The sequence below is a fragment of the Pseudomonas sp. CG7 genome (assembly GCF_023701885.1).
In the GTDB taxonomy this organism is placed as follows: Bacteria; Pseudomonadota; Gammaproteobacteria; order Pseudomonadales; family Pseudomonadaceae; genus Aquipseudomonas; species Aquipseudomonas zanjanensis.
Genome location: NZ_JABAEE010000055.1, coordinates 1 through 24,910 on the forward strand (window position 1 = coordinate 1; position 24,910 = coordinate 24,910).

Sequence of the window (24,910 nt, forward strand, 5' to 3'; positions counted from 1 at the left end):
TGTGTATAAGGACCCTTTAGGTAACAGATACACCGCCATCGCGAGCAAGCTCGCTCCCACAGGGGTTTCAGGTTGATTGTTGTTGCACAGTCGCCTTGAGCCCCGCCAGCAACAACCGCTGGGCCAATTCCTCCTTCAACCCCTCGGGACTGGTCAACTGCATCCGCTCCAGATGCCCGGCATATTCCCAGGGCTCCGGTGCATCCAGCGCGGCTTTGCCCAGCTCCAGGATCTCAGTGAGCTTGAACTTGCTCTTGAGCCAGTTCAGCGCCCGCAGCAGATCCCGCTCCAGCCCATCGAAATCACAACCCAGCGGGTACTCGGGAAACAGGTTCGGATGACGTGCCTGGATCGCCTGCAAGCGCTCCGAGGTGTTGTCGGCGAACCGCGGATCGAGACGGAAATCCTTCGGCAGCTTGCCGGCCTTTTGCGCCTGCTCGATCAAGCCGGGCTGGAAGCGTGAGTCGCTGATGTTCAGTAACGCCTCGCTCACCGCCGCGTCGGTCTTTCCGCGCAGGTCGGCGATGCCGTATTCGGTGACCACGATGTCCCGCAGGTGCCGGGGAATCGTGCAATGGCCATACTCCCAGACGATGTGCGAGCTGATCTCGCCCCCGGCCTCACGCCAACTGCGCAGCAGCAGGATCGCGCGCCCGCCCTCCAGCGCATGGCCCTGGGCAACGAAGTTGTACTGCCCGCCCACACCGCTGAGCACCCGCCCATCTTCCAACTGATCGGCGACTCCGGCGCCCATCAGGGTCATGGTGAAAACCGTGTTGATGAAACGGGCATCGAGGCGTTGCAGGCGCTTGAGCTGTTCCTGGCCGTACAGCTCGTTGATGTAACTGATGCGCGTCATGTTGCATTCGCGCAGACGGCTTTGCGGCAGCTCGCGCAGGCGCTCGTAAAAGCTGCGCGGGCCGAGGAAGAATCCGCCGTGTATGCAGATGCCGTCGGGTTGCGCCGCCTCGTCGAGCGTCCCGGCATTGGCCCGCTCCTGGGTCGCCTCGTCGGGGTAGACCTTGCGCCGGATGATCCCGGCCTCCGCCAGCGCCAGCAAACCGTTGACGAACATTTCACTGCAACCGTACAGCCCTTTGGCAAACGGCTCGACCCCGCCCTCATGCTCGATCAATTGCGCCCACTGGCTAAGGTTCAGGTCCGCCAGCAACGCCTGGTAGCCGGCGTTATCGGCCTGGCGCGCCAGCAGTGCCGCGGTCAATGCGTCGCCCATCGAGCCGATACCGATCTGCAACGTACCGCCATCGCGCACCAGGGTACTGGCGTGCAGGCCGATCAAATGGTCCTGGAAACCCACCGGCATGTTCGGCGTGGAGAACAACGTGTGGCTGTCCTTTTCGTCGATCAACAGGTCGAAAGCGTCGATGCCGACTTCCGCGTCGCCGGGCATGTAGGGCAAGTCGCTGTGGACCTGGCCCACCATGAGAATGGTCTCCCCGGCCTCGCGCCGCTTGGCGATCATCGGCAGCAGGTCGAGGGTGATGTCCGGGTTGCAGCTCAGGCTCAGGCGATCCGGGTGCTCCGGATCGCTCGCTACCAGTTGCGCCACCAGGTTCAAGCCGGCGGCATTGATGTCCCGGGCCGCATGACTGTAGTTGCTGCTGACGTAGTCCTGCTGGGCCGACGTGCTATGCAGCAGGCTGCCGGGCTGCATGAAGAATTGCTGGACGCGGATGTTGGCCGGCAGGCTGTCCCGCTGCAGGTCCGCCAAGAAATCCAGCTCGGGGTAATCACCGAAGACCCGTTCGATAAAGGGTTCGAGGAAGCGCTTCTGCAAACCGTCGCCCAGGTTCGGCCGGCCCAGGCTCAGGGCGGTGTAGAGGGTCAGCTGTCGCTCGGGCAGTTCTGCGATGCGCCGGTACAGCGCGTTGGCGAACAGGTTGGGCTTGCCCAGCCCCAGGGGCATGCCCAGGTGAATATGCGCCGGCAGGCGCTCAAGCACGTCATCCACCGCCTGTTCGATTGAACACAACTGCACCATCGGACCCTCCAGGACATTCCATGAATGTGGGTTGGACCGAGCTTGCCGGGTCTTGGTTGCGATGAACAGCCCCACGAGAGGAAATCCTGTCTGTAATCAGTCACTTGGAAGGGAGCATATAAAGTCCAAACCAAATTGAATATTTTTCAGAATTCAAAAATTTCCTACGCAACATCCTACAAATATCCAAGAAGCAAAGAATACTCCCACCCACAGATTGAACACGCACTACTTAAATTCTTCAATATTCACTCAATGTTATCGGCAGCCTCCGATTGATATTCACTGGAGGAGGATTAATATTTATTAATGCAAATATCAGAAAAACTTAAACCGTAAAAAACCGACGACTCTTATCACCTTCAATTAATACAAAAGGAACACAGACATGAACTCTTCCTAACATTCAAATCTTCACAACAAGCAAAGTCACCCACTGCACATGACTCAGCTAATTACTTTAGAGGTATCTATATGCAAATTGATCTAAAAGCCATACAGAGCGCGAGGAAAACATTGCTCACTGATAGCACCCCGATTTTATCACTAGCTATTCAGGCTTATAGCAACCTAACTGCCGCATCAAGTGGGACACGGCCTTGCACAAGCTGCTGCTCCCAATGTTGGCACCAATGCTGCTGGGCTACTCACAGTTAATTGAAGATGGTGGCCGATCTCTTATCGGCCACCTATATCTACGGGACGCATCATGATAATACCTTTAGATTTCCTAACCAATTCCGCATTAGCCAAATCAGTAGACATCAGCACCGACTGCCCCGTATGGCCGTATCTCTCTTACTACACACATAAAAGCAAACAAGCACTCCATGAATTAGGCGAGTTATCAGACAATGACCAATCAGTCATCATTAATGGTTTTCTTCACAATTTGACCGCCAGAGTTATGGCGACAGCTAATAATGTCCTTTTCGCCGAACGAAGCATTTTGGAGAAAACTGCCCCCGCTGCAAGAATCACTGCCAAGGAACATTATAAAATTATCAGAAACACCACAAGTTACCTGCACGACATATTGACCGCATATCCGGAACTGGACAGACTACTAGAAACAATCTCCCATAATTTTTTCGAGCAAAGCTTGCGCTTGGCAAAAAATCTCATACGTGACAAAAAAGCCTTGAGCAAAATAGCCAATATTAATAGTTCTAATTCTCTGAAAAAATGTGAAGTCTCGGAAGGCGAAACTCATAACGGCTCCGCGACGGTGTGTATATTGACGTTCTGTAACGGTGAACGAATCGTCTATAAACCAAGAAACTTAGAGCTTGAATCCATAGCGTCAACGTTGCTACGGATTCTATCGGACAATGCGGGCGATGATTATAGCGAATGGACAATTCCTAATTATATTGTCGGCTCAGATCATGGATGGACGCAATTTGTACCGCAACTCCCCGCCCAATCTCAGCTGCAGGTAGAACAATTCTATAAACGCTCAGGCTTCTTACTCGGATTCTGCACCGCCTTCACAGCTTCAGATATTACATCCGACAATCTCATCGCCCATGCAAGCAGTCCGATTCCTATCGACTTGGAGACAATTTTTTATAATGTTCTTAACATCGATAGTATTCCCAAGGAGATACGTTGGAATGCCACTCAGACCAGTATATTACCGAACTGGACTTGGAAAGGTACCGACGGGATAGGGGTGGATTTAAGTGCGCTAGGTGGATTAAACGAACAATATGTCAGTTTAAACCTATACCAACATATAGAGGATAAACACGGCAACGATAGCTTTGACATGGACGGAGTGAAAATTCTACCCGGAAAAAACGTTCTGTACTTTAAGGGGCAAGCCGTAAAGCCTTGGGAATACTATAAAGAAATAACCGAAGGATTCCATTGCTTCTTTCAGCTGATCGAGAAGCAAAAAGAATCACTTATTAGCTTTATCAGCTTGCTCTCTGGTCTGCCTTGCAGATACGTACCCAGAGCAACAGCCACTTATCATTATGCCATTCAATGCTCACTTCACGCTTCCCTGATGAGCTCCAGCGAAAACCGAAGAGGTTTTCTAAAGAAAATCCTTGATAACGAAACCGCTCCCGCTATTGGTTTTTTGGAAGCAGAGATCCAAGCATGTATGAACTTAGATATTCCGTATGCTAAAAGCCAGGTTGGGAAACTTCAATTTTTCGAACCTTGCTATCTAGGAAAGGGGCATTTGAATTCTCTCGAATACGTAGACGGGTTAACCAATAGCATTGATTACTTGAGGAATCTGTCAACGTGCCGAACAGCTTTCGAAACAAGCTTAATAAAAAATACATTGATCGCAATGCAAAATATGTACGAGCACGATAAGCGCTTGACCGACCATGAATTTCGTCAGCATGATTGCCTGGATACTATAGCCAACCGAAGTTTAGACTCGATACTACACGCTGTCCGACTAGCACAAAATCGAAACGTCGAGTTTATTAACACTCAAATAACCGATGAGTTGTCGACAAATGGTTTATGGCTAGGGTTCCATGCGTCTCCTGGCGGTTATGTAGAATACTCCGAATTAGGCGACGATTATTACTATGGCTTATCGGGAATCCTTTATGGATGCATATTGGCTGGTCAGTGGGTGGCCGTCTCAAAGGATGCTACCCATGACTTATTAAATCATGTGTATGCGAGAGTCCACACAAAATTAACCAATCCAGGCAGTCACTTGGGGGGTCTTCATTTCGGTTTATCGTCCACCATCCTCCCCTTATACATAAGCCTGGAATTTTATAAAGATAAAAGAAGCAATGTTTTGTTATCTATGTACAAAAGCTATTTGAAGGAAGTCATTACCGACAGCTGGTGGCAGAAATATTTCTGGGGAAATGACCTGCTCTCTGGATCATTTGGAACACTAACAGTTGTTACCAAGCTTTATGAACTGACAAATGATTCGGAGTTTTCGTTATTAGGAAAAGCTTTTTATGAAAAAATCGAATCCGAATTAGGCATTGTAAACGGACGAAACATGGTGACTTTTGGAAAGTCGATAACCACTCGTGACGATGGATTACTCAGCGGTATTTCTCACGGTGTTATGGGCTGCGCGTATGCCATCTTCTATTTCAACAACACTATCATGCAAAGCGAATCGATTGGTTCAGTATTTTCGGGCTTTTTGGACTGGGAACTATCTGAGTTTGATTCCGATATCGACAACTGGAAGGACTATAGAAGAAGATCTACCGACTCATCTCCAGGAGAGTTTTCATGGAGCCATGGTTTACCTGGAAACTATCTGGCACTTCGTTACTTTGCATCCAAAGGTATTCATGAGGCAATCACATTTCTAGAAAAAAACCCACCAAACAAGCTATTCTCTTTTGATAGCTTATTGGCGAGAAAGCGCCCCGTAAACGACTCGCTTTGCCACGGTGCGTACGGATTGCTAAATTTGATTAAGGAACTAAACCCTGAAGCCTTATCGGACTATCGAACATATATCTGGGCCAACGTGCTAAATCTGGCCGAATATGACACACGAGAGCTGAGGACAAGGTCGGCGGACCCGCTAGGTTTATGGGTAGGAAAGGTTGGCTCGTTGCTAGGATCAATAGGACTGCTTAACCAGAACTTTAAATTCCCATTTCTCGCCCACGAAATGAAACTCATATGACAATGTTCTTGAATTTACGGGTCATTTTAATTGGGGTAGCCGGTGCTTTAATTGGCATCGCGCCCCCTTATCTCATAGGCCAGGCAATTAACCTTTATACCAAGCATGGGGAAATAGATATGCTGATCATTTCTGCCGCTTGCGTACTAATTATCGCCACCCCCTGCGGGAGACTAGCTTCACACTTATATGTCCAAAAACTTTCTACGGCCACCCGAAAAAAATTAAAATCCAGGCTGACCGAAAAAATCATTCCCAAGACAACCTCTGAAAGCTCTGGAGCAGCAATCGACTTAATAGATGGCGACGTAGAAGGCAGCATTTATCTATATCACAACATCTATTTGGACATCGCATCAAGTCTTAGTGCTCTACTCCCCGCTCTATTCATAGTATTTCATTACAACCCCTCATTAACTATCGCACCTTTATCAGCGATCCTGTACATCGTCACATTCAAAATACTCACACGAAAAACCTATTCTAGCTCATATAAAAAATATGTTGAAACTAACACCCAACTGATTTCCAACATCAGCAACTCCAAAAACTCACCTTCATTATCAAACCTTGGACATCTGAAAGAAAGCAACCGCCAGATCAAGCTTCTATCATTAATCTCCAGGGCAAAAATAGCCTTACTCGAACTCGCCTCCAACCTCTCTTACTTGATAGGTATAATTTTATTATTCTATATTGGCTCCAACTCCATCGCGAACGATACATTATCTATCGGTGACTTTGTCTCCGCTGCCATATACCTCGAACGAGTGCTCGTACCGACAGCGGCACTCGTAAGTATATATTACGCGACCGGTGAAGCACGCTATCGCCGAATGAGAATTGATCGGTGCCTTTCAGGAGCAACCGATGGGTAACGTGCTAAAGACGAACTCTTTAATTCTAATGTTGGTCAGCCTATGCCTTGTGTTGTCAGCCGGCTGTCAGTTGCTCATCCCATATATTATTTCTCAGGGAGTAATAAAAATCACTGATACAGTTTATGTTGTGGAATCACTAAGCAAACTGGCCACTGTCTTTATCGCAAGAACTATTTTGCAAGGTATTGCTGATAGTTTAAACGCCTATGCCGAGACGAGTCTACGGGTGAGTCTTATAGAATATATTTATATCCACCGTAGTTTTACGGCACATGGCGCATTTATTACCCGAATCACGGAAGATACGGCTCGCATAGCAACAGCAATTTCAAGCGCACTTTATCTGTTCGGCTCCGGCTTATTGGTTGTAACAACATCCTGCTTACTTATAGTAGAAACACCTTACTTCCTAATACCTTTACTCTTCATTTGGTTGCTGACCGCTCTGCAGTTAAAGAAATCTTCTCCCATCATCACCAAACTTTATCAAGCTGAAATATTGAAAGAGGAAAAATACAAAGCTTCTTTCTTGACACTTATTAAATCAGCCAACATCGCTCGGCATCGCTGCAATTATAGAAAACATTATCAGCGGCTCAACAAGGCGGCGGGCGCTCGCCATAAGCATCAGAAAATCAGTTTGCTACTTTGCTCCATGCCAGAGGTACTAATTGCGATCGCTACTGTATTCATCGTGATTTTTATTGCCTCGACAACTCCAGAACTACTGGGATCAAAGTACATCTATTTACTGGGATACGTCGGCCTATTCGCAATGGCAAGTCGCCAATCACTTGAGACCGCGCTCTCGCTGGTCGGAATCAATGAATCAGTAAAAAGGATATTTGAAGGCACTCAACATGAATAATTTATATTTGCGAGAAGTCCGATTAAAGCCAGCGGCGAGTATTCGCTCTTGTTTGCGCAATCTGTTTCCAATCAACTTCACTCAACCTATCACCATCATCATCGGGGAAAATGGATGTGGCAAATCGACTTTACTTGAAGGTATTGCGGTCAAGCTCGGTTGCAACCCTGAAGGCGGGGGGAAGAATTTTATATTTAAGACAGAAGAAACGCACTCTGACCTTCATCAGGAACTGATACTATCAAAAGGACATATCAAGGAAAAAGATCTATTTTTTTATAGAGCAGAAACCTTCTATAACCTAAATACGGAAATTCGACGCCTCGATGAAGAAAACAGCTTGTCACCAGAGATAAAGACCTATTATGGTGGCCGTGACTTACATAGTATTTCCCATGGAGAAGCCATGGAGAAACTATTTCAGTTTAGATTGAATAATAAAGGACTTTATATCCTTGATGAGCCTGAAGCTTCTTTATCGCCACAGCGGCAATTAGCATTCATTTTACGAATTTTTGAACTTGCCACTGAAGGTGCTCAATTTATAATTGCGACGCACTCCCCGATAATAATGTCCATGCCAGGGTGCGAATTACTTCAGATTAGCGATGGGACTTTCGAGAAAATTGAGCCCGAAGAAACAGAGGCCTATAGTATCTACAAGGCCGTTTTGAACTCTTCAGGTGAGTATTTGAAAAAGCTGGTTTTTGATAAGCATCATGTCTAAGTGCTGATCAACCATCACCTCGAAATCAATGGTTGAGGTAGCCTTACGACTCACCTCAACCATCTATTTGATTACAGGCCAGACATCTCTTTGATGGCGCCCTTGAGGTCGTCATCGGAGCAGTCGGCGCAGGTGCCTTTAGGCGGCATGGCGTTCACGCCAGTAATTGCCTTGGCCAGGATGCCATCGAGACCACCCTGGTGGTCGGCGCGCTCTTTCCAGGCAGCCTTGTCGCCGATTTTCGGCGCGCCCAGCAGGCCAGTGCCGTGGCAAGCATTGCAGTGTTTTGCGATCACGTCTTTCGGCGTCTTGGCAGCCCCGCCGCCAGCCGAAGCCACGACTTCCATACCCTTGCATTCCTTGCCCTGGACGCAGACCTGGCCGACGGGTTCAAGGCGCTTGGCGATTTCGTCGTTCGGCGCCGCTTGAGCGGTCGCAGCCCATAGGGCCAATACGGTTGCTGGTGCAGCCAGCATTTTCATAATTAGGTTCACGCGTACACCCTCAATGGTGGCTAGTCACGCCTGCGGCCACGGTTTGCAGGCGGGCGCAAGTATAGCGGTAAGCCTGTCACTCTGAAACAACCCCAAAGTCGCAAGGGTCTTGTTTGTCATGACAGCCCAACAAGCGGGCGCCTTGGCCACGCGGGCCTGGCGCCTCTCGGTCTAGAAATTGGCCGGTGTGGCTGCGCTGATCAGTCGCGCCGGCACGTCGAACGGATTACGGAAACGGTGCGGCTTGGTGCTGTCGAAATAATAGCTGTCGCCGGCTTCGAGCACGAAGGTTTCGACGCCAACCACCAATTCCAGCCGCCCTTCCACCAGGATCCCGGTTTCCTCGCCCTCATGGGTGAGCATCTCTTCACCGGTATCGGCACCCGGTGGATAGATTTCATTGAGGAAGGCAATCGCCCGGCTCGGGTGTGCCCTGCCCACCAGCTTCATGGTCACGGCGCCGTCGGAGATGTCGATCAGTTCGTTGGCTTTGTAGACGATCTGGGTCGGTTTCTCCTGGAGGATCTCTTCGGAGAAAAATTCGACCATGGACATGGGAATCCCGCCAAGGACCTTACGCAGCGAGCTGATCGAGGGGCTGACGCTGTTCTTCTCGATCATCGAAATAGTGCTGTTGGTGACGCCCGCGCGCTTGGCGAGTTCACGCTGGGAAAGGCCTTTGAGTTTACGAATGGATTGCAGTCGTTCACCGACGTCCAATGCTGGAGCCTCCAGGGAATCAGGTTGTGTGGAAAGTGAGCGTTATCATGGCGACAGCGTTCAGTATTTACAACACTTTGACCCGAATCCCGTGCGGTGAAGCGACTTTCGGTAGGCGGCGCTTCGTGTCAGGCCCCGGAATAGAGCCGTGGCACCCGCCGCAGATTGCAGAAAATCTGATAAGGAATCGTGTCGGCGGCCTTGGCGACATCGCTGGCGAGGATGTGCTTGCCCCACAATTCCACGGTCGAGCCGAGCCCGGCCTGGGGGATATGGGTCAAGTCGACAGCCAGCATGTCCATCGACACCCGGCCCACCAACTGGCTGCGCTGCCCCTCCACCAGCACCGGCGTACCGGTGGGGGCCTGGCGTGGGTAGCCGTCGGCATAACCCATGGCGACCACGCCCACCCGGGCCGGTTGCGTGGTCACGAAGCGAGCGCCATAGCCCACCGGCTCGCCGGCAGGCAATTCGCGCACGCTGATGATCTTCGATTCCAGGGTCATCACCGGTTGCAAGCGCGAGGCGACAGCGTTGGGCTCATCAAAAGGCGTGGCCCCGTAGAGCATGATGCCCGGGCGCACCCAGTCGCTGGGTATCTGCGGCCAGCCTAGCACCGCCGGTGAATTGCGCAGGCTGATCGGCGCCACCAGGCCCTGGCGGGCTTTGTCGAAGATCGCCAACTGCTCGGTACTGCTGGGATCGTGCAGTTCATCGGCACGGGCGAAGTGGCTCATCAACACAATCTTCCCCACTTTGCCGCTGGCGAGCAGGCGGCGGTAGGCCGCCTGGTAATCAGCCGGATGCAGGCCGACCCGGTGCATGCCGGAATCGAGCTTGAGCCAGACGGTGATTGGCTGGCTCAGAGGGGCTTTTTCAATCGCTTCAAGCTGCCACAACGAATGCACCACGCACCAGAAATCGTGCTCGACGATCAGTGGCAACTCATCGGCTTCGAAGAACCCTTCCAACAGCAGGATCGGCCCACGAATCCCGCCGGCCCGCAATTCCAGGGCCTCTTCGATGCAGGCCACGGCAAACCCGTCCGCCATGTCCTGCAGCGCCTCGGCGCAACGCACCGCGCCGTGCCCGTAGGCATCGGCCTTGATCACCGCAAGGGCTTTGGCCCCCGTGACTTCGCGAGCCAATTGGTAGTTGTGACGCAGGGCTTGGAGATCGATCAGGGCACGGGCAGGACGCATGGCGGCAGGCTTCTAGGCGGTCATCAATAAAAAACCGGCGCGGGCTGACGGCATGAACCGCCCGCAGCGCCGGAAGAGGGATCGTTTCGGCCGGGGATTAAGGCAGCGCGGCCACGACGGACAGCTCCACCAGAATCTCCGGTTCACACAGCTTGGCCTCAACCGTGGCACGGGCCGGGGCGGCGCCTTTGGGCAACCATTGGTCCCAGACGGCATTCATGCCTGCGAAATGGGCCTCGATGTCCTTCAGGTAGATCGTCACCGATAACAGCCGCGTCTTGTCAGTCCCGGACAGGTCCAGCAAGCGTTCGATATTGGCCAGGCATTCGCGGGTCTGCTGCTCAATACCGGCGTTCATGTCGTCGCCGACCTGCCCGGCCAGGTAAACGGTGCCGTTGTGCACGACAACCTGGCTCATGCGGTCATTGGTGAGCTGGCGCTGGATTGACATGTTTTGCAGACTCCTGGGGTTTGCTGCCGTAACGGGAAATATCGAGGCCTTCGGCGCTGATCTGAGGCTTTTTCTTTGCCATCAGGTCAGCCAACAGGCGACCGGAACCACAAGCCATGGTCCACCCGAGGGTACCGTGGCCGGTGTTCAGGAACAGATTCTTGAACGGCGTGGCGCCTACGATTGGCGTGCCGTCCGGGGTCGTCGGACGCAAGCCGGTCCAGAAACTGGCCTGGGCCAGGTCGCCGCCCTGAGGATAAAGGTCGTTGACGATCATCTCCAGGGTTTCGCGCCGACGTGGGTTCAGCGAGAGGTCAAAACCGGCAATTTCAGCCATGCCGCCCACCCGAATGCGATTGTCGAAGCGGGTGATCGCGACCTTGTAGGTTTCGTCGAGAATGGTCGAGGTCGGTGCCATGGCCGGGTTGGTGATCGGCACGGTCAGGGAGTAACCCTTGAGCGGATACACCGGTGCACGGATCCCGAGGGGCTTGAGCAGTTGTGGCGAATAGCTGCCCAGGGCGAGCACATAACGGTCGGCGGTTTCCAGCTTGCCGTCGCTCCAGACGCCGTTGATGCGATCACCGGCGAAGTCCAGCCGTTGGATGTCCTGGCCGAAGCGGAATTGCACGCCCAGCTTCACCGCCATTTCTGCCAGGCGCGTGGTAAACATCTGGCAGTCGCCAGTCTGGTCGTTGGGCAAGCGCAAGGCACCCGCCAGGATGTCGGTGACGTTGGCCAGGGCCGGTTCGACCCGGGCGATGCCTTCGCGGTCGAGTACTTCGAACGGTACGCCGGACTCTTTCAACACGGCGATGTCTTTCGCCGCGCCATCGAGCTGGGCCTGGGTGCGGAACAGCTGCGTAGTCCCGAGGCTACGGCCTTCGTAGGCGATGCCGGTTTCGGCGCGCAGTTCGTCGAGGCAGTCACGGCTGTACTCGGACAGGCGGACCATGCGCTCCTTGTTGATTGCGTAGCGGTTGGCGGTGCAATTGCGCAGCATCTGCGCCATCCACAGGTATTGATCGATGTCGGCAGTGGCCTTGATCGCCAGTGGCGCATGGCGTTGCAGCAGCCATTTGATGGCCTTGAGCGGCACGCCCGGCGCGGCCCACGGCGAGGCATAACCCGGCGACACCTGACCGGCATTGGCGAAACTGGTTTCCATGGCAGGTGCTGGCTGACGGTCGACCACCACCACTTCAAACCCGGCACGAGCCAGGTAATAAGCACTGACGGTACCGATGACGCCGCTACCCAAGACCAGAACGCGCATGTTGATGCCCTCATCGCGGATAACCGCTGACGTTTGTTGTACATAGCTTTGATGGGCGCAGTGTAAAAAAGATCAGCCAGTGCTTTTCACTATATAAACACCTATATTTGGCGAGAATTCTCGGCAAAACCCCTTTTCATGGAGGCGCATCACCTGTGCGTACCAACACCCAGACCAAACGCGAGTTGGACAAGATCGACCGCAACATCCTGCGGATCCTCCAGGCGGACGGACGGATTTCCTTCACCGAGCTGGGGGAAAAGGTCGGTCTCTCCACCACGCCCTGTACCGAGCGGGTACGGCGCCTGGAGCGCGAAGGGATCATCATGGGCTACAACGCCCGGCTCAACCCGCAGCACTTGAAGGGCAGCCTGCTGGTGTTTGTCGAGATCAGCCTCGACTACAAATCCGGCGACACCTTTGAAGAATTCCGACGCGCCGTGCTGAAATTGCCTCACGTGCTGGAATGTCACCTGGTGTCAGGGGATTTCGACTACCTGGTGAAAGCACGGATTTCCGAGATGGCCTCGTACCGCAAACTGTTGGGGGACATCCTGCTCAAGTTGCCCCACGTGCGCGAATCCAAGAGCTACATCGTGATGGAAGAAGTGAAGGAGAGCTTGAACCTGCCGATTCCGGATTGAGCCTGGCTCAAGGCAATGGTTGCCTGGAGGACCGCTTTCGCGAGCAAGCTCGCTCCCACATCGTGCGGTGGTGATTACCCTCTTGTGGACAACGGAGTTCCATTGTGGGAGCGAGCCTGCTCGCGAAAGGCGCGACTCGGTATGCCAGACCGCTAGACCAACACCTGCCGAGTGCTGGCCATGTACTCATGAATCTGCTTCTCCACCCGCGGATGAATCAGTTCCACCGGCCGCCGGCCATTGGGACACGGCAAGGTCGCCGTGGTGCCGAACAGCCGACAGATCAGCGGACGTTCGTCATAGACCGTGCAACCGTTGGGCCCCAGGTGCACGCAGTCGAGCGCTTCCATGGCCGCATCCTGTTCGGCGCGGGTCTTGCGAGGCAAGCGGGCCATCTCCTCGGGCGAGGTGGTGACCGGACCGCAGCAGTCATGGCAGCCCGGTACGCACTCGAACGAGGGAATCTGCTGGCGTAGCGTGCGAATTTTTTGACTGTTGCAGCTCATCGAGACGGTTACCGAGAAGGACTATCCGGGATTCTGCCTTAAAAGCCGCGGACCAGACAGCGCCAACCGACCGGTGTTGCCCGAGGAGGAATCCCCGGCTTATGCTCCGTAAAATTTCTCAAACAGAACAATCAGGATTACGCACATGAACGCCCGTGTTCAGCAACCTGTCCCGAACCACGCGCACGCCGCCTCTTACTACGCCGCCAGCAGCCTGCCGCAACCGGACCATCCGGTGTTGCAGGGGGAGTTGCGGGTGGACGTCTGCGTCGTCGGCGGCGGGTTCTCCGGGTTGAACACGGCGATCGAACTGGCTGAACGCGGCATGAGCGTGGCGCTGCTGGAGGCGCACCGGATCGGCTGGGGCGCCAGCGGGCGCAACGGCGGCCAATTGATCCGCGGCGTCGGCCATGGCCTCGACCAGTTCGCGTCCATCATCGGCACCGACGGTGTGCGCCAGATGAAGCTCATGGGCCTTGAGGCGGTGGAAATCGTTCGGCAGCGGGTCGAGCGCTTCCAGATTCCTTGCGACCTTACCTGGGGTTACTGTGACCTCGCCAACAAACCCGGCGACCTGGAAGGCTTCGCCGAAGACGCCGAAGAACTGCGCAGCCTCGGATATCGCCACCCGACCCGGCTGCTGCAAGCCGACGAAATGCACAGCGTCGTAGGCTCGGATCGCTACGTCGGCGGATTGATCGACATGGGCTCGGGCCATCTGCATCCCCTTAACCTGGCCTTGGGCGAAGCCGCCGCCGCGCAGCAACTGGGGGTCCGGCTGTTCGAACAATCGGCGGTCACGCGTATCGACTACGGCCCTGAAGTGAAGGTGCATACCCAACAGGGCTCGGTCCACGCCAAGACACTGGTCCTGGGCTGCAACGCCTACCTCAACGGACTCAACCCGCAACTCGGCGGTAAAGTGTTGCCGGCCGGCAGCTACATCATCGCCACTGAACCCTTGAGCCAGGCGCAGGCACAGGCGTTGTTGCCGCAGAACATGGCGGTCTGCGACCAACGGGTGGCATTGGATTACTACCGGCTTTCGGCCGATCGTCGCTTGTTGTTCGGCGGGGCCTGTCACTATTCCGGCCGCGACCCGCAGGACATTGGCGCCTACATGCGTCCGAAGATGCTCAAGGTGTTCCCGCAGTTGGCAGGCGTGAAAATCGACTATCAATGGGGCGGGATGATTGGCATCGGTGCCAACCGCTTGCCGCAGATCGGCCGGCTCAAGGCCCAACCCAATGTGTATTACGCCCAAGCCTATTCCGGCCACGGCGTGAACGCCACGCACCTGGCTGGCATATTGTTGGCCGAAGCCATCAGCGGGCAGCAGAGCAGCGGTTTCGACCTGTTCGCCCAGGTCCCGCACATGACCTTCCCGGGTGGCAAGCATTTGCGCTCACCGTTGTTGGCGTTGGGGATGTTGTGGCATCGGTTGAAAGAGTTGGTTTGACCCCTGAATACCAACCAGTGGGACCAGACACCTATCAATGTGGCGAGGGGATTTATCCCCGCTGGGGCGCGAAGCGGCCCTAAAACCTGACAACCGGGCGTGTCAGGTAGATGGCCTTGGGGCTGCTTCGCAGCCCAGCGGGGATAAATCCCTTCGCCACAGGTCCTGCGCGCTTCAAAGCCGCCAGAACGGCTTCAGCCCCTCCTCCCGCGCCTGCTCTCGGCTCAGCCCGACGTCACGCAACTGTTCGGGTGTAAGTTCCAACAAGGCCTTGCGTGTATGCAGACGATGCCAGAACAGGCCCCAGCGGCTCAGGCCGGACGGTGCATTGCGCAATGTTGCGCTGCGCAGCCCTTTCTCTTGCCCTGCCGCCAGTTCCTGACTGTGTAACGTCAGCCGCACATCGCTCAAGCCGTTCATTTTGATCGCTCCTGTTTACTTGGGTAGCCAGAGGTTTCATGATGCGCGGACGGCTAAAAGCAATACAGATTCAACCCAATTCTTTTATAAGCATACAGATTTGGTATTTCCGGCACTGAATCGTCATTTTCCAACCCAACTGTATCGGTTGCAGTTGTTCATCTCATCGGGAGCGCACCATGACCCTCTATGTGAACCTCGCCGAACTGCTCGGCACCCGCATCGAACAGGGCTTCTACCGTCCTGGCGACCGGCTGCCTTCTGTACGGGCATTGAGCACGGAGCATGGGGTCAGCTTGAGTACGGTGCAGCAGGCCTATCGCGTGCTGGAGGACAGCGGGCTGGCGATGCCGAGACCCAAGTCAGGTTATTTCGTGCCCGTGAGCCGCGAACTGCCGGACCTGCCGGTGATTGGCCGCCCGGCCCAGCGTCCCGTGGACATTTCACAGTGGGACCAGGTGCTGGAACTGATACGCGCCGTACCGCGCCCGGACGTGGTGCAACTGGGCCGAGGCATGCCGGATATCCATTCACCGACCATGAAACCGCTGCTACGCAGCCTGGCGCAGATCAGCCGCCGACAAGACATGCCGGGCCTGTATTACGACAACATCTACGGCAACCTCGCATTGCGCGAGCAGATCGCCCGGCTGTCGCTGGACGCCGGCTGCCAATTGGGCCCCAATGACCTGATCGTCACCACCGGCTGTCACGAAGCCCTGTCGGTCAGCATCCGCGCCACCTGCGAACAAGGCGATATCGTCGCGGTGGACTCACCCAGCTTTCACGGGGCCATGCAAACCCTCAAGGGCCTGGGCATGAAAGCCCTGGAAATCCCCACCGACCCGCTTACCGGCATCAGCCTGGATGCGCTGGAACTGGCCCTGGAGCAATGGCCCATCAAGGCCATACAGTTGACGCCCAGCTGCAACAACCCACTGGGCTACATCATGCCCGACGCCAATAAACGCGCGCTGCTGAACCTGGCGCAACGCTTCGACGTGGCGATTATTGAAGATGACGTGTATGGGGAATTGGCCTACACCTACCCTCGCCCACGCACCATCAAGTCGTTCGATGAAGACGGCCGCGTCTTACTCTGCAGTTCGTTTTCCAAGACCCTGGCGCCTGGCCTGCGCATTGGTTGGGTCGCGCCAGGCCGGTATCTGGAGCGGGTGCTGCACATGAAATACATCAGCACCGGCTCTACCGCGCCACAGCCGCAGATCGCCATTGCCGAGTTTCTCAAGGCTGGGCATTTCGAACCCCATTTGCGGCGGATGCGCACGCAATACCAGCGCAATCGCGACGTGATGATTGACTGGGTCAGCCGCTATTTTCCAGCGGGTACCCGTGCCAGCCGCCCGCGGGGCAGTTTCATGCTGTGGGTGGAACTGCCCGACGGCTTCGATACGCTGAAGCTCAATCGGGTCCTGCTGGACCAAGGCGTGCAGGTCGCCGTCGGCAGCATCTTTTCGGCATCGGGCAAGTACCGCAACTGCCTGCGGATGTACTACGCTGCCAAGCCAACGGCCCAGATCGAAGAGGCTGTGCGCAAGGTCGGAGCGGCCGCCATCGCACTGTTGAACGAAACCCAGCGCGATGTCGTCTGAACGTTAACCAGGGAAGCAGCACCCAACAGCCGATCACTACCAACAAGCGGAACGATCCTACGTGAGATCCAGACCGATCCTGCCTGCGTTGCTGTTAGTCGCCTCACTGCTGAGCGGCTGCGCCGGTCTTGATGTCACCCGTGAGCCCTCCCAGGCCTTGCCCGCCGCCGAATCCTCGTTCGGCCGCTCGGTCCAGGCCCAGGCCGCGCCCCACGAAGGACGCTCGGGCTTTCGGCTGCTATCGGACAGCACCGAGGCCTTCACCGCCCGAGCCGAGCTGATTCGCAACGCCCAAGGCAGCCTGGATTTGCAGTACTACATCGTCCACGACGGCATCAGTACGCGCATGCTGGTGGATGAATTGCTCAAGGCCGCCGACCGGGGCGTGCGCGTGCGGATCCTGCTGGACGACACCACCAGCGATGGCCTCGACCAGATCATCGCGACCCTTGCCGCTCACCCACAGATCCAGATCCGCCTGTTCAATCCGCTGCACCTCGGACGCGCTACCGGCGTGACCCGCGGCCTCGGGCGCCTGTTCAACCTGTCGCTGCAACACCGGCGGATGCACAACAAGCTGTGGCTGGCCGACAACAGCATGGCCATCGTTGGCGGCCGCAACCTGGGCGATGAGTATTTCGACGCCGAACCCAACCTGAACTTCACCGACATCGACCTGCTCGGCGTCGGTCCGGTGGCCGAACAATTGGGGCACAGTTTCGACCAGTACTGGAACAGCGCCCTGAGCAAACCTATCGAACAGTTCCTGTCCCACCGCCCCACGCCCAAGGACCTGGCCAACAGTCGGCTGCGCCTGCAAGAGTCGCTGGAGCAGACCCACAAGGAAAACCACGCGCTTTACCAGCAATTGACTGCCTACAAGACCCAACCGCGCCTGGATACGTGGCGTGACCAGTTGATCTGGGCCTGGAACCAGGCGCTGTGGGACGCGCCCAGTAAAGTGCTGGCCAAGGGTGAACCGGACCCGCAGCTATTGCTGACCACCCAACTGGCCCCCGAGCTGACGGGCGTCAGCAAAGAACTGATCATGATTTCCGCCTACTTCGTCCCCGGCCAGCCAGGCCTGGTGTACCTGACCAGTCGCGCCGATGCCGGTGTGTCGGTGAGCCTGCTGACCAATTCCCTGGAAGCCACCGACGTGCCCGCCGTGCACGGCGGCTACGCGCCGTACCGCAAGGCCCTGCTGCAACATGGCGTGCGCCTGTTCGAGTTGCGACGGCAACCGGGCGACACCGGCGGCAGCGCTCACTTGTTCTACAGCAAGTCCTACGGCGAATCGGACTCCAGCCTGCACAGCAAGGCGATCATCTTCGACCAGCAGAAGTCGTTCATCGGCTCGTTCAATTTCGACCCGCGCTCGGTACTGTGGAACACCGAAGTCGGCGTGCTGGTGGACAGCCCTGAACTCGCCGGACAAGTCCGTGAGCTGGCCTTGCAAGGCATGGCGCCGGCTTTGAGCTACCAGGCGAGGCTGGAAGATGGAACGCTTGTGTGGACCACCGAAGACAATGGCCAGACCCACGACCTGGCCCGCGAACCGGGCAGTTGGTGGCGCCGGTTCAATGCCTGGTTCAGCACGACGATCGGACTGGAGCGGATGCTTTAGAGGCGGACACGGCGCTTTTGTGGCGAGGGAGCTTGCTCCCGCTGGACTGCGAAGCAGTCCCGGCTTTGGGTTGCTGCGCAACCGAGCGGGAGCAAGCTCCCTCGCCACAAAAGCCCCCTTGCTAAAGGGTTTCGGGATATTCAGGCAGCCTGCGTGCTCCCAAACGCCCCCTGGCGAAACAGCAGGATCACCAGCCCGAACGCCCCCGCCGCCATGAACAAAGGCAGCGCATGGCCGCTGATCCATTGGCTGCCCGCCCCCGCCACCAGCGGGCCGACCAGGCAACCGAGCCCCCACAGTTGCGCGACATGGGCGTTGGCCCGCACCAGCGCATCGTCACGGTAACGCTCGCCGATCAGGATCAGCGACAACGTGAACAAACCGCCCGCGCTGGCGCCGAACAGCACCCACAACGGCCAGATCAGCAGGGTATCGATCAGCAGCGGAACCGCCAGGCTCGATAACATCAATGCCACCGCACATCCCGTCAACAGAGCCCGGCGAGATACACGATCGGCCAGGGCACCGATGGGCAACTGCAGCAAGGCATCGCCGACCACCACGGTGCTGACCATCGCCAGCGCGATGTCAGCCGTGAAACCCTGGCGCAGGCAATACACCGGCAGCAAGGTGAGGATCATCGCCTCGAACGCAGCGAACAACGAGACCGCCCAGGCAATCGCTGGCAAGCCACGGCAGAACGTCCACAAATCACTGAACGTGACGTTGCCGGCCTCACTACTGGGCGCACCGCTGCGGCCCAGCAACAACAAAGGTGCGACCAACAGCAGACCGACGCCCCCCCAGAACCCGTAGTCATGATCGGTCCCCAGCGCGCCCAACAGCAGCGGGCCGGACAACTGGCTCAGGGCGTAGCTGCTGCCGTACAGCGCCACCAGCCGTCCACGCCATTTTTCAATGACCAATTGATTGATCCAGCTTTCACCCAGGATGAACACCAAGGTCAGGACTACGCCGATCATCAGGCGCAACAGCAACCAGACTGTATAACTGGGCAGCAGCGCCAGGAGCCCGATGGACACTGCCCCGCCCCATAGGCACAGGCGCATCAACGCCGCCGTGCCGAACCGCGCCGCCAGACGGCTCGACACCTTGGCCCCGAGCAACACCCCCACGGCCGGCATCGCAGCCATCACGCCAATGGCGAACGAGCCATAACCCCAACCCTCCAGGCGCAGCGATACCAGCGGCATGCTCACGCCCAAGGCCAGGCCGACGCTCAGGACAGACGCCAACACGGCGAAATAGGTTGCCCAACGCATTTCCACGCTCCTGTGGAGGGTTATCGAATTCAGCCATCACTCAAAACACTGTGGGAGCGAGCTTGCTTGCGATGGCGGTTTAACATTCAACAACGTCGTCGACTGTCAGGCCGCTATCGCGAGCAAGCTCGCTCCCACAGGAAATCTGATGTGAGCACCACATCTTGTGCCCGATGCAACATCCGTGTGGGAGCGAGCTTGCTCGCGAAGGCGGAGAGCCAGTCAACTTAGCCGTTGAATGTTAAACCGCTTTTGCGAGCAAGCCCGCTCCCACAAAGGAATCAGCGCTGCATGGAGCCCCGGACAGGATCCGGGGCCGCCCGTGTCAGAGCTTGATCCAGGTCGACTTCAGCTCGGTGTATTTGTCGAACGCATGCAGCGACTTGTCGCGACCGTTGCCCGACTGCTTGAAGCCACCGAACGGTGCGGTCATGTCGCCGCCGTCGTACTGGTTAACCCATACGCTGCCGGCGCGCAGGGCCTTGGCGGTCAGGTGAGCCTTGGAGATGTCTTTGGTCCATACCGCTGCAGCCAGGCCATACGGCGTGTCGTTGGCGATTTCAATGGCCTGCTCGGCGGTGTCGAAGGCGATGACCGACAACACCGGGCCGAAAATCTCTTCCTGAGCGATCTTCATGGCATTGCTCACGCCGTCAAAAATCGTCGGTTCGACATAAGTGCCGCCGGTTTCTTCAAGGATGCGCTTGCCACCGGCCACCAGTTTGGCGCCGTCGCTGTGACCGGCCTCGATGTAGGACAGCACCGTGTTCATCTGCTGGGTATCCACCAGGGCGCCGACGTTGGTCGCCGGGTCCAGGGGGTTGCCCGGTTTCCAGCCCTTGAGGGCTTCGATCACCAGCGGCAGGAACGTGTCCTTGATGGAACGCTCCACCAACAGCCGCGAGCCGGCGGTACAGACTTCGCCCTGGTTGAAGGCGATGGCGCTGGCAGCGGATTCGGCCGCGGCCTGCAGGTCCGGAGCATCGGCGAACACGATGTTCGGGCTCTTGCCGCCGGCCTCCAGCCAGATGCGCTTCATGTTGGATTCACCGGAATAGATCATCAATTGCTTGGCGATCTTGGTCGAGCCAGTGAACACCAGCGTATCGACGTCCATATGCAGGGCCAGGGCCTTGCCGACGGTGTGGCCGTAGCCTGGCAGCACGTTCAGCACGCCTTTCGGAATGCCGGCCTCAATCGCCAGCGCGGCGATGCGGATGGCGGTCAGCGGGGATTTTTCCGACGGCTTGAGCACCACCGAGTTACCGGTGGACAACGCCGGGCCGAGCTTCCAGCAGGCCATCATCAGCGGGAAGTTCCAAGGCACGATCGCGCCCACGACACCCACCGGCTCACGGGTCACCAGGCCCAGTTGATCGTGCGGCGTGGCGGCCACTTCATCGTAGAGCTTGTCGATGGCTTCACCGCTCCAGCTCAACGCTTGGGCCGCGCCGGGCACGTCGATGTTCAGCGAGTCGCTGATCGGCTTGCCCATGTCGAGGGTTTCAAGCAGGGCCAGTTCTTCGGCATGCTGCTTGAGCAGGCCGGCGAAACGAATCATGGTGGTTTTGCGCTTGCTTGGTGCCAGGCGCGACCAGACGCCGGAGTTGAAGGTGGCGCGGGCATTCTCGACGGCACGCTGGGCGTCGGCCACGTCGCAGCTGGCGATCTTGCCCAGCAGGCGGCCATCGACCGGACTGAGGCTATCGAAGGTTTCGCCGGACACCGCATCGGTGTACTCACCGTTGATGAAGGCGCGGCCTTCAATTTTCAGGTCGCGGGCGCGTTGTTCCCAATCGGCACGAGTCAGGGTGGTCATGCGTGTGTCCTCCTCTTATTGAGTACGAACGCCGCGCAATGCGCAGCGCTCAAAAGAATTCCGCCCGGCCAGCCTGCTTTCGGCGCTGTTCGGCGCTGCAATTGGTACGGGGCACCCGCCACCCTAAACCAGCGGCTGGTCATGTTTCAATATATTTGACACAACGGTGGCAAACGGCCTTGCGATGTTCGTTTTAATAAACATAGACTCGAGGCCTTTCCAAGCGATCACTGGGGATCACCCGCATGAGCATTCAGGACATCGTCGACTTCAGCCAGGCCAATACCACCGCCGAACGTTATCGCCCGGACCCGGCCAAGGTGTTCAAGGGCGATCCCGAACAAGCCGTATTCAACCACTACAGCAGCCCCTGTGGGCAAATGAACGCTGGCGTGTGGGAAGGCGCCGTTGGCCAGTGGACGGTCAACTACACCGAGCATGAATACTGCGAGATCGTCCAGGGCGTTTCCGTGCTGCGGGACAACGATGGCAACGCCAAGACCCTGCGAGCCGGCGACCGTTTCGTGATTCCAGCGGGGTTCAAGGGTACTTGGGAAGTGCTGGAACCGTGCCGCAAGATTTATGTGGTGTTCGAGCAGAAGGTTTGAGGATTTGTATGGCCCGGGCCGGCCTCATCGCGCGCAGGCGCGCTCCCACAGGGACCTGGGGCGTCATAAGGTCCAGTGTGGAAGCGAGCTTGCTCGCGATGAGGTCCTGACGAAGGCAACAAAAAAGGCCCGTATCTCGCGATACGGGCCTTTTTTGTAAGAGGGAAAAATCAATTACTTGATTTTGCCTTCCTTGTAGATCACGTGCTTGCGAACAACCGGATCATATTTCTTGATCTCGATTTTGTCCGGGGTAGTACGCTTGTTCTTGTCGGTAGTGTAGAAGTGACCAGTACCGGCGCTCGAGATCAAACGAATCAATTCACGCATGATTAGCTCCCTTAAACCTTGCCATCGCGACGAAGTTCGGCCAGCACGACACTGATGCCACGCTTGTCGATGATGCGCATGCCCTTGGCAGATACGCGCAGACGCACAAAACGTTTCTCTTCTTCAACCCAGAAGCGGTGATGCTGCAGGTTCGGCAGGAAACGACGACGGGGTTTGTTGTTTGCGTGGGAAATGTTATTCCCAGTCACCGGACCCTTACCGGTAACTTGACAGACTCTCGACATGCCTCAGCCCTCTAAAACCACATGCCCAACCCGGCATGGGTTGGCCGCTTAATCTCTCAGTCATTTGGCGCCAGGCGCCGCGTTTCTTTAAGGGTCTTACCGGCTACACCTACAGTGAAGGAACCGGGCCCCTAGAAAAGAGCGCTGCTTTATACCAGAAAGACCACAGTGCAACAACAGCCGATGTGATTTGTCTTCCTGGAGAATCATCGGCCAACCGCCCGGGACGGCGGGGACAGAGGCTGGCACGGCCCCTTACCGCTCGTCGCTGCACGCAGGTTTTTTTCACTTGCGACAGGTTCGGGCCACTCAAACGTCGTCGCAGGGTGCCGGAAAATGCAAAAAGGGGATAGTCATTTGGCAGCGAGCCCACTAGGGTAGGCCTTTTCCAGACTGCACTCGCAGATGGGCCTTCGACTTGCACAGGAAACCGACCATGCGCCTCGCTGCCCTACCATTGTTGCTCGCCCCTCTGCTGATCACCCCGCAGGCCTTCGCCGCCGCCCTGAGCGTCTGCACCGAAGCCAGCCCGGAAGGGTTCGATGTCGTCCAGTACAACTCCCTGACCACCACCAATGCCTCCGCCGACGTGCTGATGAACCGCCTGGTGGATTTCGACACCGCCAGCGGCAAAGTAGTCCCCAGCCTGGCCGAGCGCTGGGAAGTCTCCACCGATGGCCTGACCTACGTGTTCAAGCTGCGGCCGCAGGTCAAGTTCCACCGCACCGATTACTTCACCCCGCGCCGCGACCTGACTGCCGAGGACGTGAAGTTCAGCTTCGAACGCATGCTCGATCCAGCGAACCCGTGGCACAAGGTCGCGCAAAGCGGCTTCCCCCACGCCCAGTCCATGCAGTTGCCGGCGCTGATCAAGAAAATCGACGCCCTGGATCCGCTGACCGTGCGCTTTACCCTCGATCACGCCGACTCGACCTTCCTGGCGACGTTGAGCATGGGTTTTGCCTCCATCTATTCGGCCGAATACGCCGACCAGTTGATGCAGGCCGGCACGCCGGAAAAACTCAACAACCAGCCGGTCGGCACCGGCCCGTTCATTTTCAGCCGATTCCAGAAGGACGCCTCGATTCGCTATAAGGCCAACGACGCCTATTTCGGCGGCAAGCCCCAGGTGGATCCGTTGATTTTCGCCATCACGCCGGACGCCAACGTGCGCCTGCAGAACCTGCGCCGCAACGAATGCCAGATCGCCCGGTCGCCCAAGCCGCTGGATGTGCAGGCCGCCCGGCAGGAATCGACCCTGAGCGTGGCCCAGACCGAGGCCTTCATGACCGCGTTCCTGGCGATCCACAGCCAGCATCCGCCCCTGGACAAGCCTGAGGTACGGCAAGCCATCAACCTGGCCTTCGACAAGGCCAGCTACCTCAAGACCGTCTTCGAAGGCACCGCCGAAGCCGCCAATGGCCCTTACCCACCGAACACCTGGAGCTATGCCACGCACTTGCCGGGCTACGCCCACGACCCCGCCAAGGCCCGCGACTTGCTGGCCAAGGCCGGCTTGAAGGAAGGCTTCAAGACCACCATCTGGACCCGCCCTTCCGGCAGCCTGCTCAATCCCAACCCGAGCCTTGGCGCACAGTTGCTGCAATCGGACCTGGCGGAAATCGGCATCCAGGCGGAAATCCGCGTGATCGAATGGGGCGAACTGATCCGCCGCGCCAAGGCCGGCGAGCATGACCTGCTGTTCATGGGCTGGGCCGGCGACAACGGCGACCCGGACAACTTCCTCACGCCGCAGTTTTCCTGCGCGGCGGTGAAGTCCGGGACCAACTTCGCCCGCTACTGCAACCCGGATCTGGACAAACTGTTCAGCGCCGGCAAGACCACCGGCGAACAAGGCGTGCGCGCCAAGCTCTACGAACAGGCCCAGGCCCAGATCCAGCAGCAGGCCCTGTGGCTGCCCCTGGCCCATCCCACTGCCTTCGCGCTTACCCGCAAGGATGTGCAGGGTTATGCGGTGAGCCCGTTTGGGCGGCAGGACTACTCCAAGGTCAGCCTCAAGTAACCCCAGCCCACGGACATTTGAAGTTGCAATGGTCCCTGTGGGAGCGAGCTTGCTCGCGAGAGCGGCGCA

The 24,910-nt window shown here is 56.9% G+C and carries 22 protein-coding genes; 10 read left to right on the plus strand and 12 right to left on the minus strand.

Annotated features, from left to right (window positions below; all coding sequences use genetic code 11):
• Positions 1–67: 67 nt before the first annotated feature.
• On the minus strand, positions 68–2,002 hold the full coding sequence (locus HGO40_RS20705) for an acetyl-CoA hydrolase/transferase C-terminal domain-containing protein (protein WP_250964540.1): 1,935 nt from the start codon (positions 2,000–2,002) through the stop codon (positions 68–70).
• Between the two features lie 709 nt (positions 2,003–2,711).
• On the opposite strand from HGO40_RS20705, the gene lanM reads away from it, so the two are divergent.
• The 4 genes from lanM to HGO40_RS20725 are packed head-to-tail and all read left to right on the plus strand — an operon-like array spanning position 2,712 to position 8,121.
• On the plus strand, positions 2,712–5,645 hold the full coding sequence (gene lanM, locus HGO40_RS20710) for a type 2 lanthipeptide synthetase LanM (RefSeq protein WP_250964541.1): 2,934 nt from the start codon (positions 2,712–2,714) through the stop codon (positions 5,643–5,645).
• Positions 5,642–6,523 carry an ABC transporter transmembrane domain-containing protein gene (locus HGO40_RS20715; RefSeq protein WP_250964542.1) on the plus strand — a complete coding sequence of 294 codons (882 nt, stop codon included), beginning with the start codon at positions 5,642–5,644 and terminating at the stop codon, positions 6,521–6,523. The genes lanM and HGO40_RS20715 overlap by 4 nt, the downstream gene beginning before the upstream one ends.
• Positions 6,516–7,394 (plus strand): ABC transporter ATP-binding protein, encoded by an 879-nt coding sequence (locus HGO40_RS20720; protein ID WP_250964543.1) that lies wholly within the window; start codon positions 6,516–6,518, stop codon positions 7,392–7,394. Before HGO40_RS20715 ends, HGO40_RS20720 begins: the two co-directional genes overlap by 8 nt.
• Positions 7,387–8,121 (plus strand): AAA family ATPase, encoded by a 735-nt coding sequence (locus HGO40_RS20725; RefSeq protein WP_250964544.1) that lies wholly within the window; start codon positions 7,387–7,389, stop codon positions 8,119–8,121. The genes HGO40_RS20720 and HGO40_RS20725 overlap by 8 nt, the downstream gene beginning before the upstream one ends.
• Positions 8,122–8,192: 71 nt before the next feature.
• On the opposite strand, the gene HGO40_RS20730 is transcribed toward HGO40_RS20725, so the two are convergent.
• The 5 genes from HGO40_RS20730 to dadA form a co-directional block, all read right to left on the minus strand.
• Positions 8,193–8,603, minus strand: a complete 411-nt coding sequence (locus HGO40_RS20730; protein ID WP_186706911.1) for a c-type cytochrome — start codon at positions 8,601–8,603, stop codon at positions 8,193–8,195.
• A 183-nt stretch (positions 8,604–8,786) separates the two neighbouring features.
• Positions 8,787–9,335 carry a cupin domain-containing protein gene (locus HGO40_RS20735; RefSeq protein ID WP_250964545.1) on the minus strand — a complete coding sequence of 183 codons (549 nt, stop codon included), beginning with the start codon at positions 9,333–9,335 and terminating at the stop codon, positions 8,787–8,789.
• A 128-nt stretch (positions 9,336–9,463) separates the two neighbouring features.
• Positions 9,464–10,537 (minus strand): alanine racemase, encoded by a 1,074-nt coding sequence (gene alr / locus HGO40_RS20740; protein WP_250964546.1) that lies wholly within the window; start codon positions 10,535–10,537, stop codon positions 9,464–9,466.
• 97 nt (positions 10,538–10,634) lie between these two features.
• Positions 10,635–10,988, minus strand: a complete 354-nt coding sequence (locus tag HGO40_RS20745) for a RidA family protein (RefSeq protein ID WP_250964547.1) — start codon at positions 10,986–10,988, stop codon at positions 10,635–10,637.
• Positions 10,960–12,264 (minus strand): D-amino acid dehydrogenase, encoded by a 1,305-nt coding sequence (gene dadA / locus HGO40_RS20750; protein ID WP_250964548.1) that lies wholly within the window; start codon positions 12,262–12,264, stop codon positions 10,960–10,962. The genes HGO40_RS20745 and dadA overlap by 29 nt, the downstream gene beginning before the upstream one ends.
• A 155-nt stretch (positions 12,265–12,419) precedes the next feature.
• Here dadA and HGO40_RS20755 point away from each other — a divergent pair, with 155 nt between their 5' ends.
• The gene (locus HGO40_RS20755; RefSeq protein WP_003206849.1) at positions 12,420–12,908 is read left to right on the plus strand and encodes an Lrp/AsnC ligand binding domain-containing protein; all 489 of its coding nucleotides are present in this window, start codon (positions 12,420–12,422) and stop codon (positions 12,906–12,908) included.
• 152 nt (positions 12,909–13,060) lie between these two features.
• On the opposite strand, the gene HGO40_RS20760 is transcribed toward HGO40_RS20755, so the two are convergent.
• Positions 13,061–13,414, minus strand: a complete 354-nt coding sequence (locus HGO40_RS20760; RefSeq protein WP_003206850.1) for a YkgJ family cysteine cluster protein — start codon at positions 13,412–13,414, stop codon at positions 13,061–13,063.
• Positions 13,415–13,559: 145 nt separating this feature from the next.
• On the opposite strand from HGO40_RS20760, the gene HGO40_RS20765 reads away from it, so the two are divergent.
• Positions 13,560–14,873: an NAD(P)/FAD-dependent oxidoreductase gene (locus HGO40_RS20765; protein ID WP_250964549.1), complete on the plus strand. Its 1,314-nt coding sequence runs from the start codon at positions 13,560–13,562 to the stop codon at positions 14,871–14,873.
• A 174-nt stretch (positions 14,874–15,047) separates the two neighbouring features.
• Here HGO40_RS20765 and HGO40_RS20770 read toward each other — a convergent pair whose 3' ends face one another.
• Positions 15,048–15,293, minus strand: a complete 246-nt coding sequence (locus HGO40_RS20770) for a DUF1127 domain-containing protein (RefSeq protein ID WP_250964550.1) — start codon at positions 15,291–15,293, stop codon at positions 15,048–15,050.
• Positions 15,294–15,472: 179 nt separating this feature from the next.
• Between HGO40_RS20770 and HGO40_RS20775 the strand changes: the two genes are divergently transcribed.
• On the plus strand, positions 15,473–16,906 hold the full coding sequence (locus HGO40_RS20775) for an aminotransferase-like domain-containing protein (RefSeq protein ID WP_250964551.1): 1,434 nt from the start codon (positions 15,473–15,475) through the stop codon (positions 16,904–16,906).
• A 61-nt stretch (positions 16,907–16,967) separates the two neighbouring features.
• Positions 16,968–18,533 carry a phospholipase D family protein gene (locus HGO40_RS20780; protein WP_250964552.1) on the plus strand — a complete coding sequence of 522 codons (1,566 nt, stop codon included), beginning with the start codon at positions 16,968–16,970 and terminating at the stop codon, positions 18,531–18,533.
• A gap of 140 nt (positions 18,534–18,673) precedes the next feature.
• On the opposite strand, the gene HGO40_RS20785 is transcribed toward HGO40_RS20780, so the two are convergent.
• Entirely contained in the window at positions 18,674–19,816 is a 1,143-nt protein-coding gene (locus HGO40_RS20785; RefSeq protein ID WP_250964553.1) for an MFS transporter, read from the minus strand.
• 325 nt (positions 19,817–20,141) lie between these two features.
• Complete coding sequence (locus tag HGO40_RS20790) at positions 20,142–21,635, minus strand: aldehyde dehydrogenase (RefSeq protein ID WP_250964554.1); 1,494 nt, start codon at positions 21,633–21,635, stop codon at positions 20,142–20,144.
• Between the two features lie 245 nt (positions 21,636–21,880).
• On the opposite strand from HGO40_RS20790, the gene HGO40_RS20795 reads away from it, so the two are divergent.
• A complete protein-coding gene (locus HGO40_RS20795; protein ID WP_250964555.1) occupies positions 21,881–22,243 on the plus strand; it encodes a cupin domain-containing protein in 363 nt (120 codons plus the stop codon).
• Positions 22,244–22,417: 174 nt separating this feature from the next.
• Here HGO40_RS20795 and rpmG read toward each other — a convergent pair whose 3' ends face one another.
• The gene (gene rpmG, locus HGO40_RS20800; RefSeq protein WP_003177274.1) at positions 22,418–22,573 is read right to left on the minus strand and encodes a 50S ribosomal protein L33; all 156 of its coding nucleotides are present in this window, start codon (positions 22,571–22,573) and stop codon (positions 22,418–22,420) included.
• Positions 22,574–22,584: 11 nt separating this feature from the next.
• Entirely contained in the window at positions 22,585–22,818 is a 234-nt protein-coding gene (gene rpmB, locus HGO40_RS20805; RefSeq protein WP_250964556.1) for a 50S ribosomal protein L28, read from the minus strand.
• 436 nt (positions 22,819–23,254) lie between these two features.
• Between rpmB and HGO40_RS20810 the strand changes: the two genes are divergently transcribed.
• Entirely contained in the window at positions 23,255–24,841 is a 1,587-nt protein-coding gene (locus HGO40_RS20810) for an ABC transporter substrate-binding protein (RefSeq protein WP_250964557.1), read from the plus strand.
• The last annotated feature ends 69 nt before the right edge of the window (positions 24,842–24,910 follow it).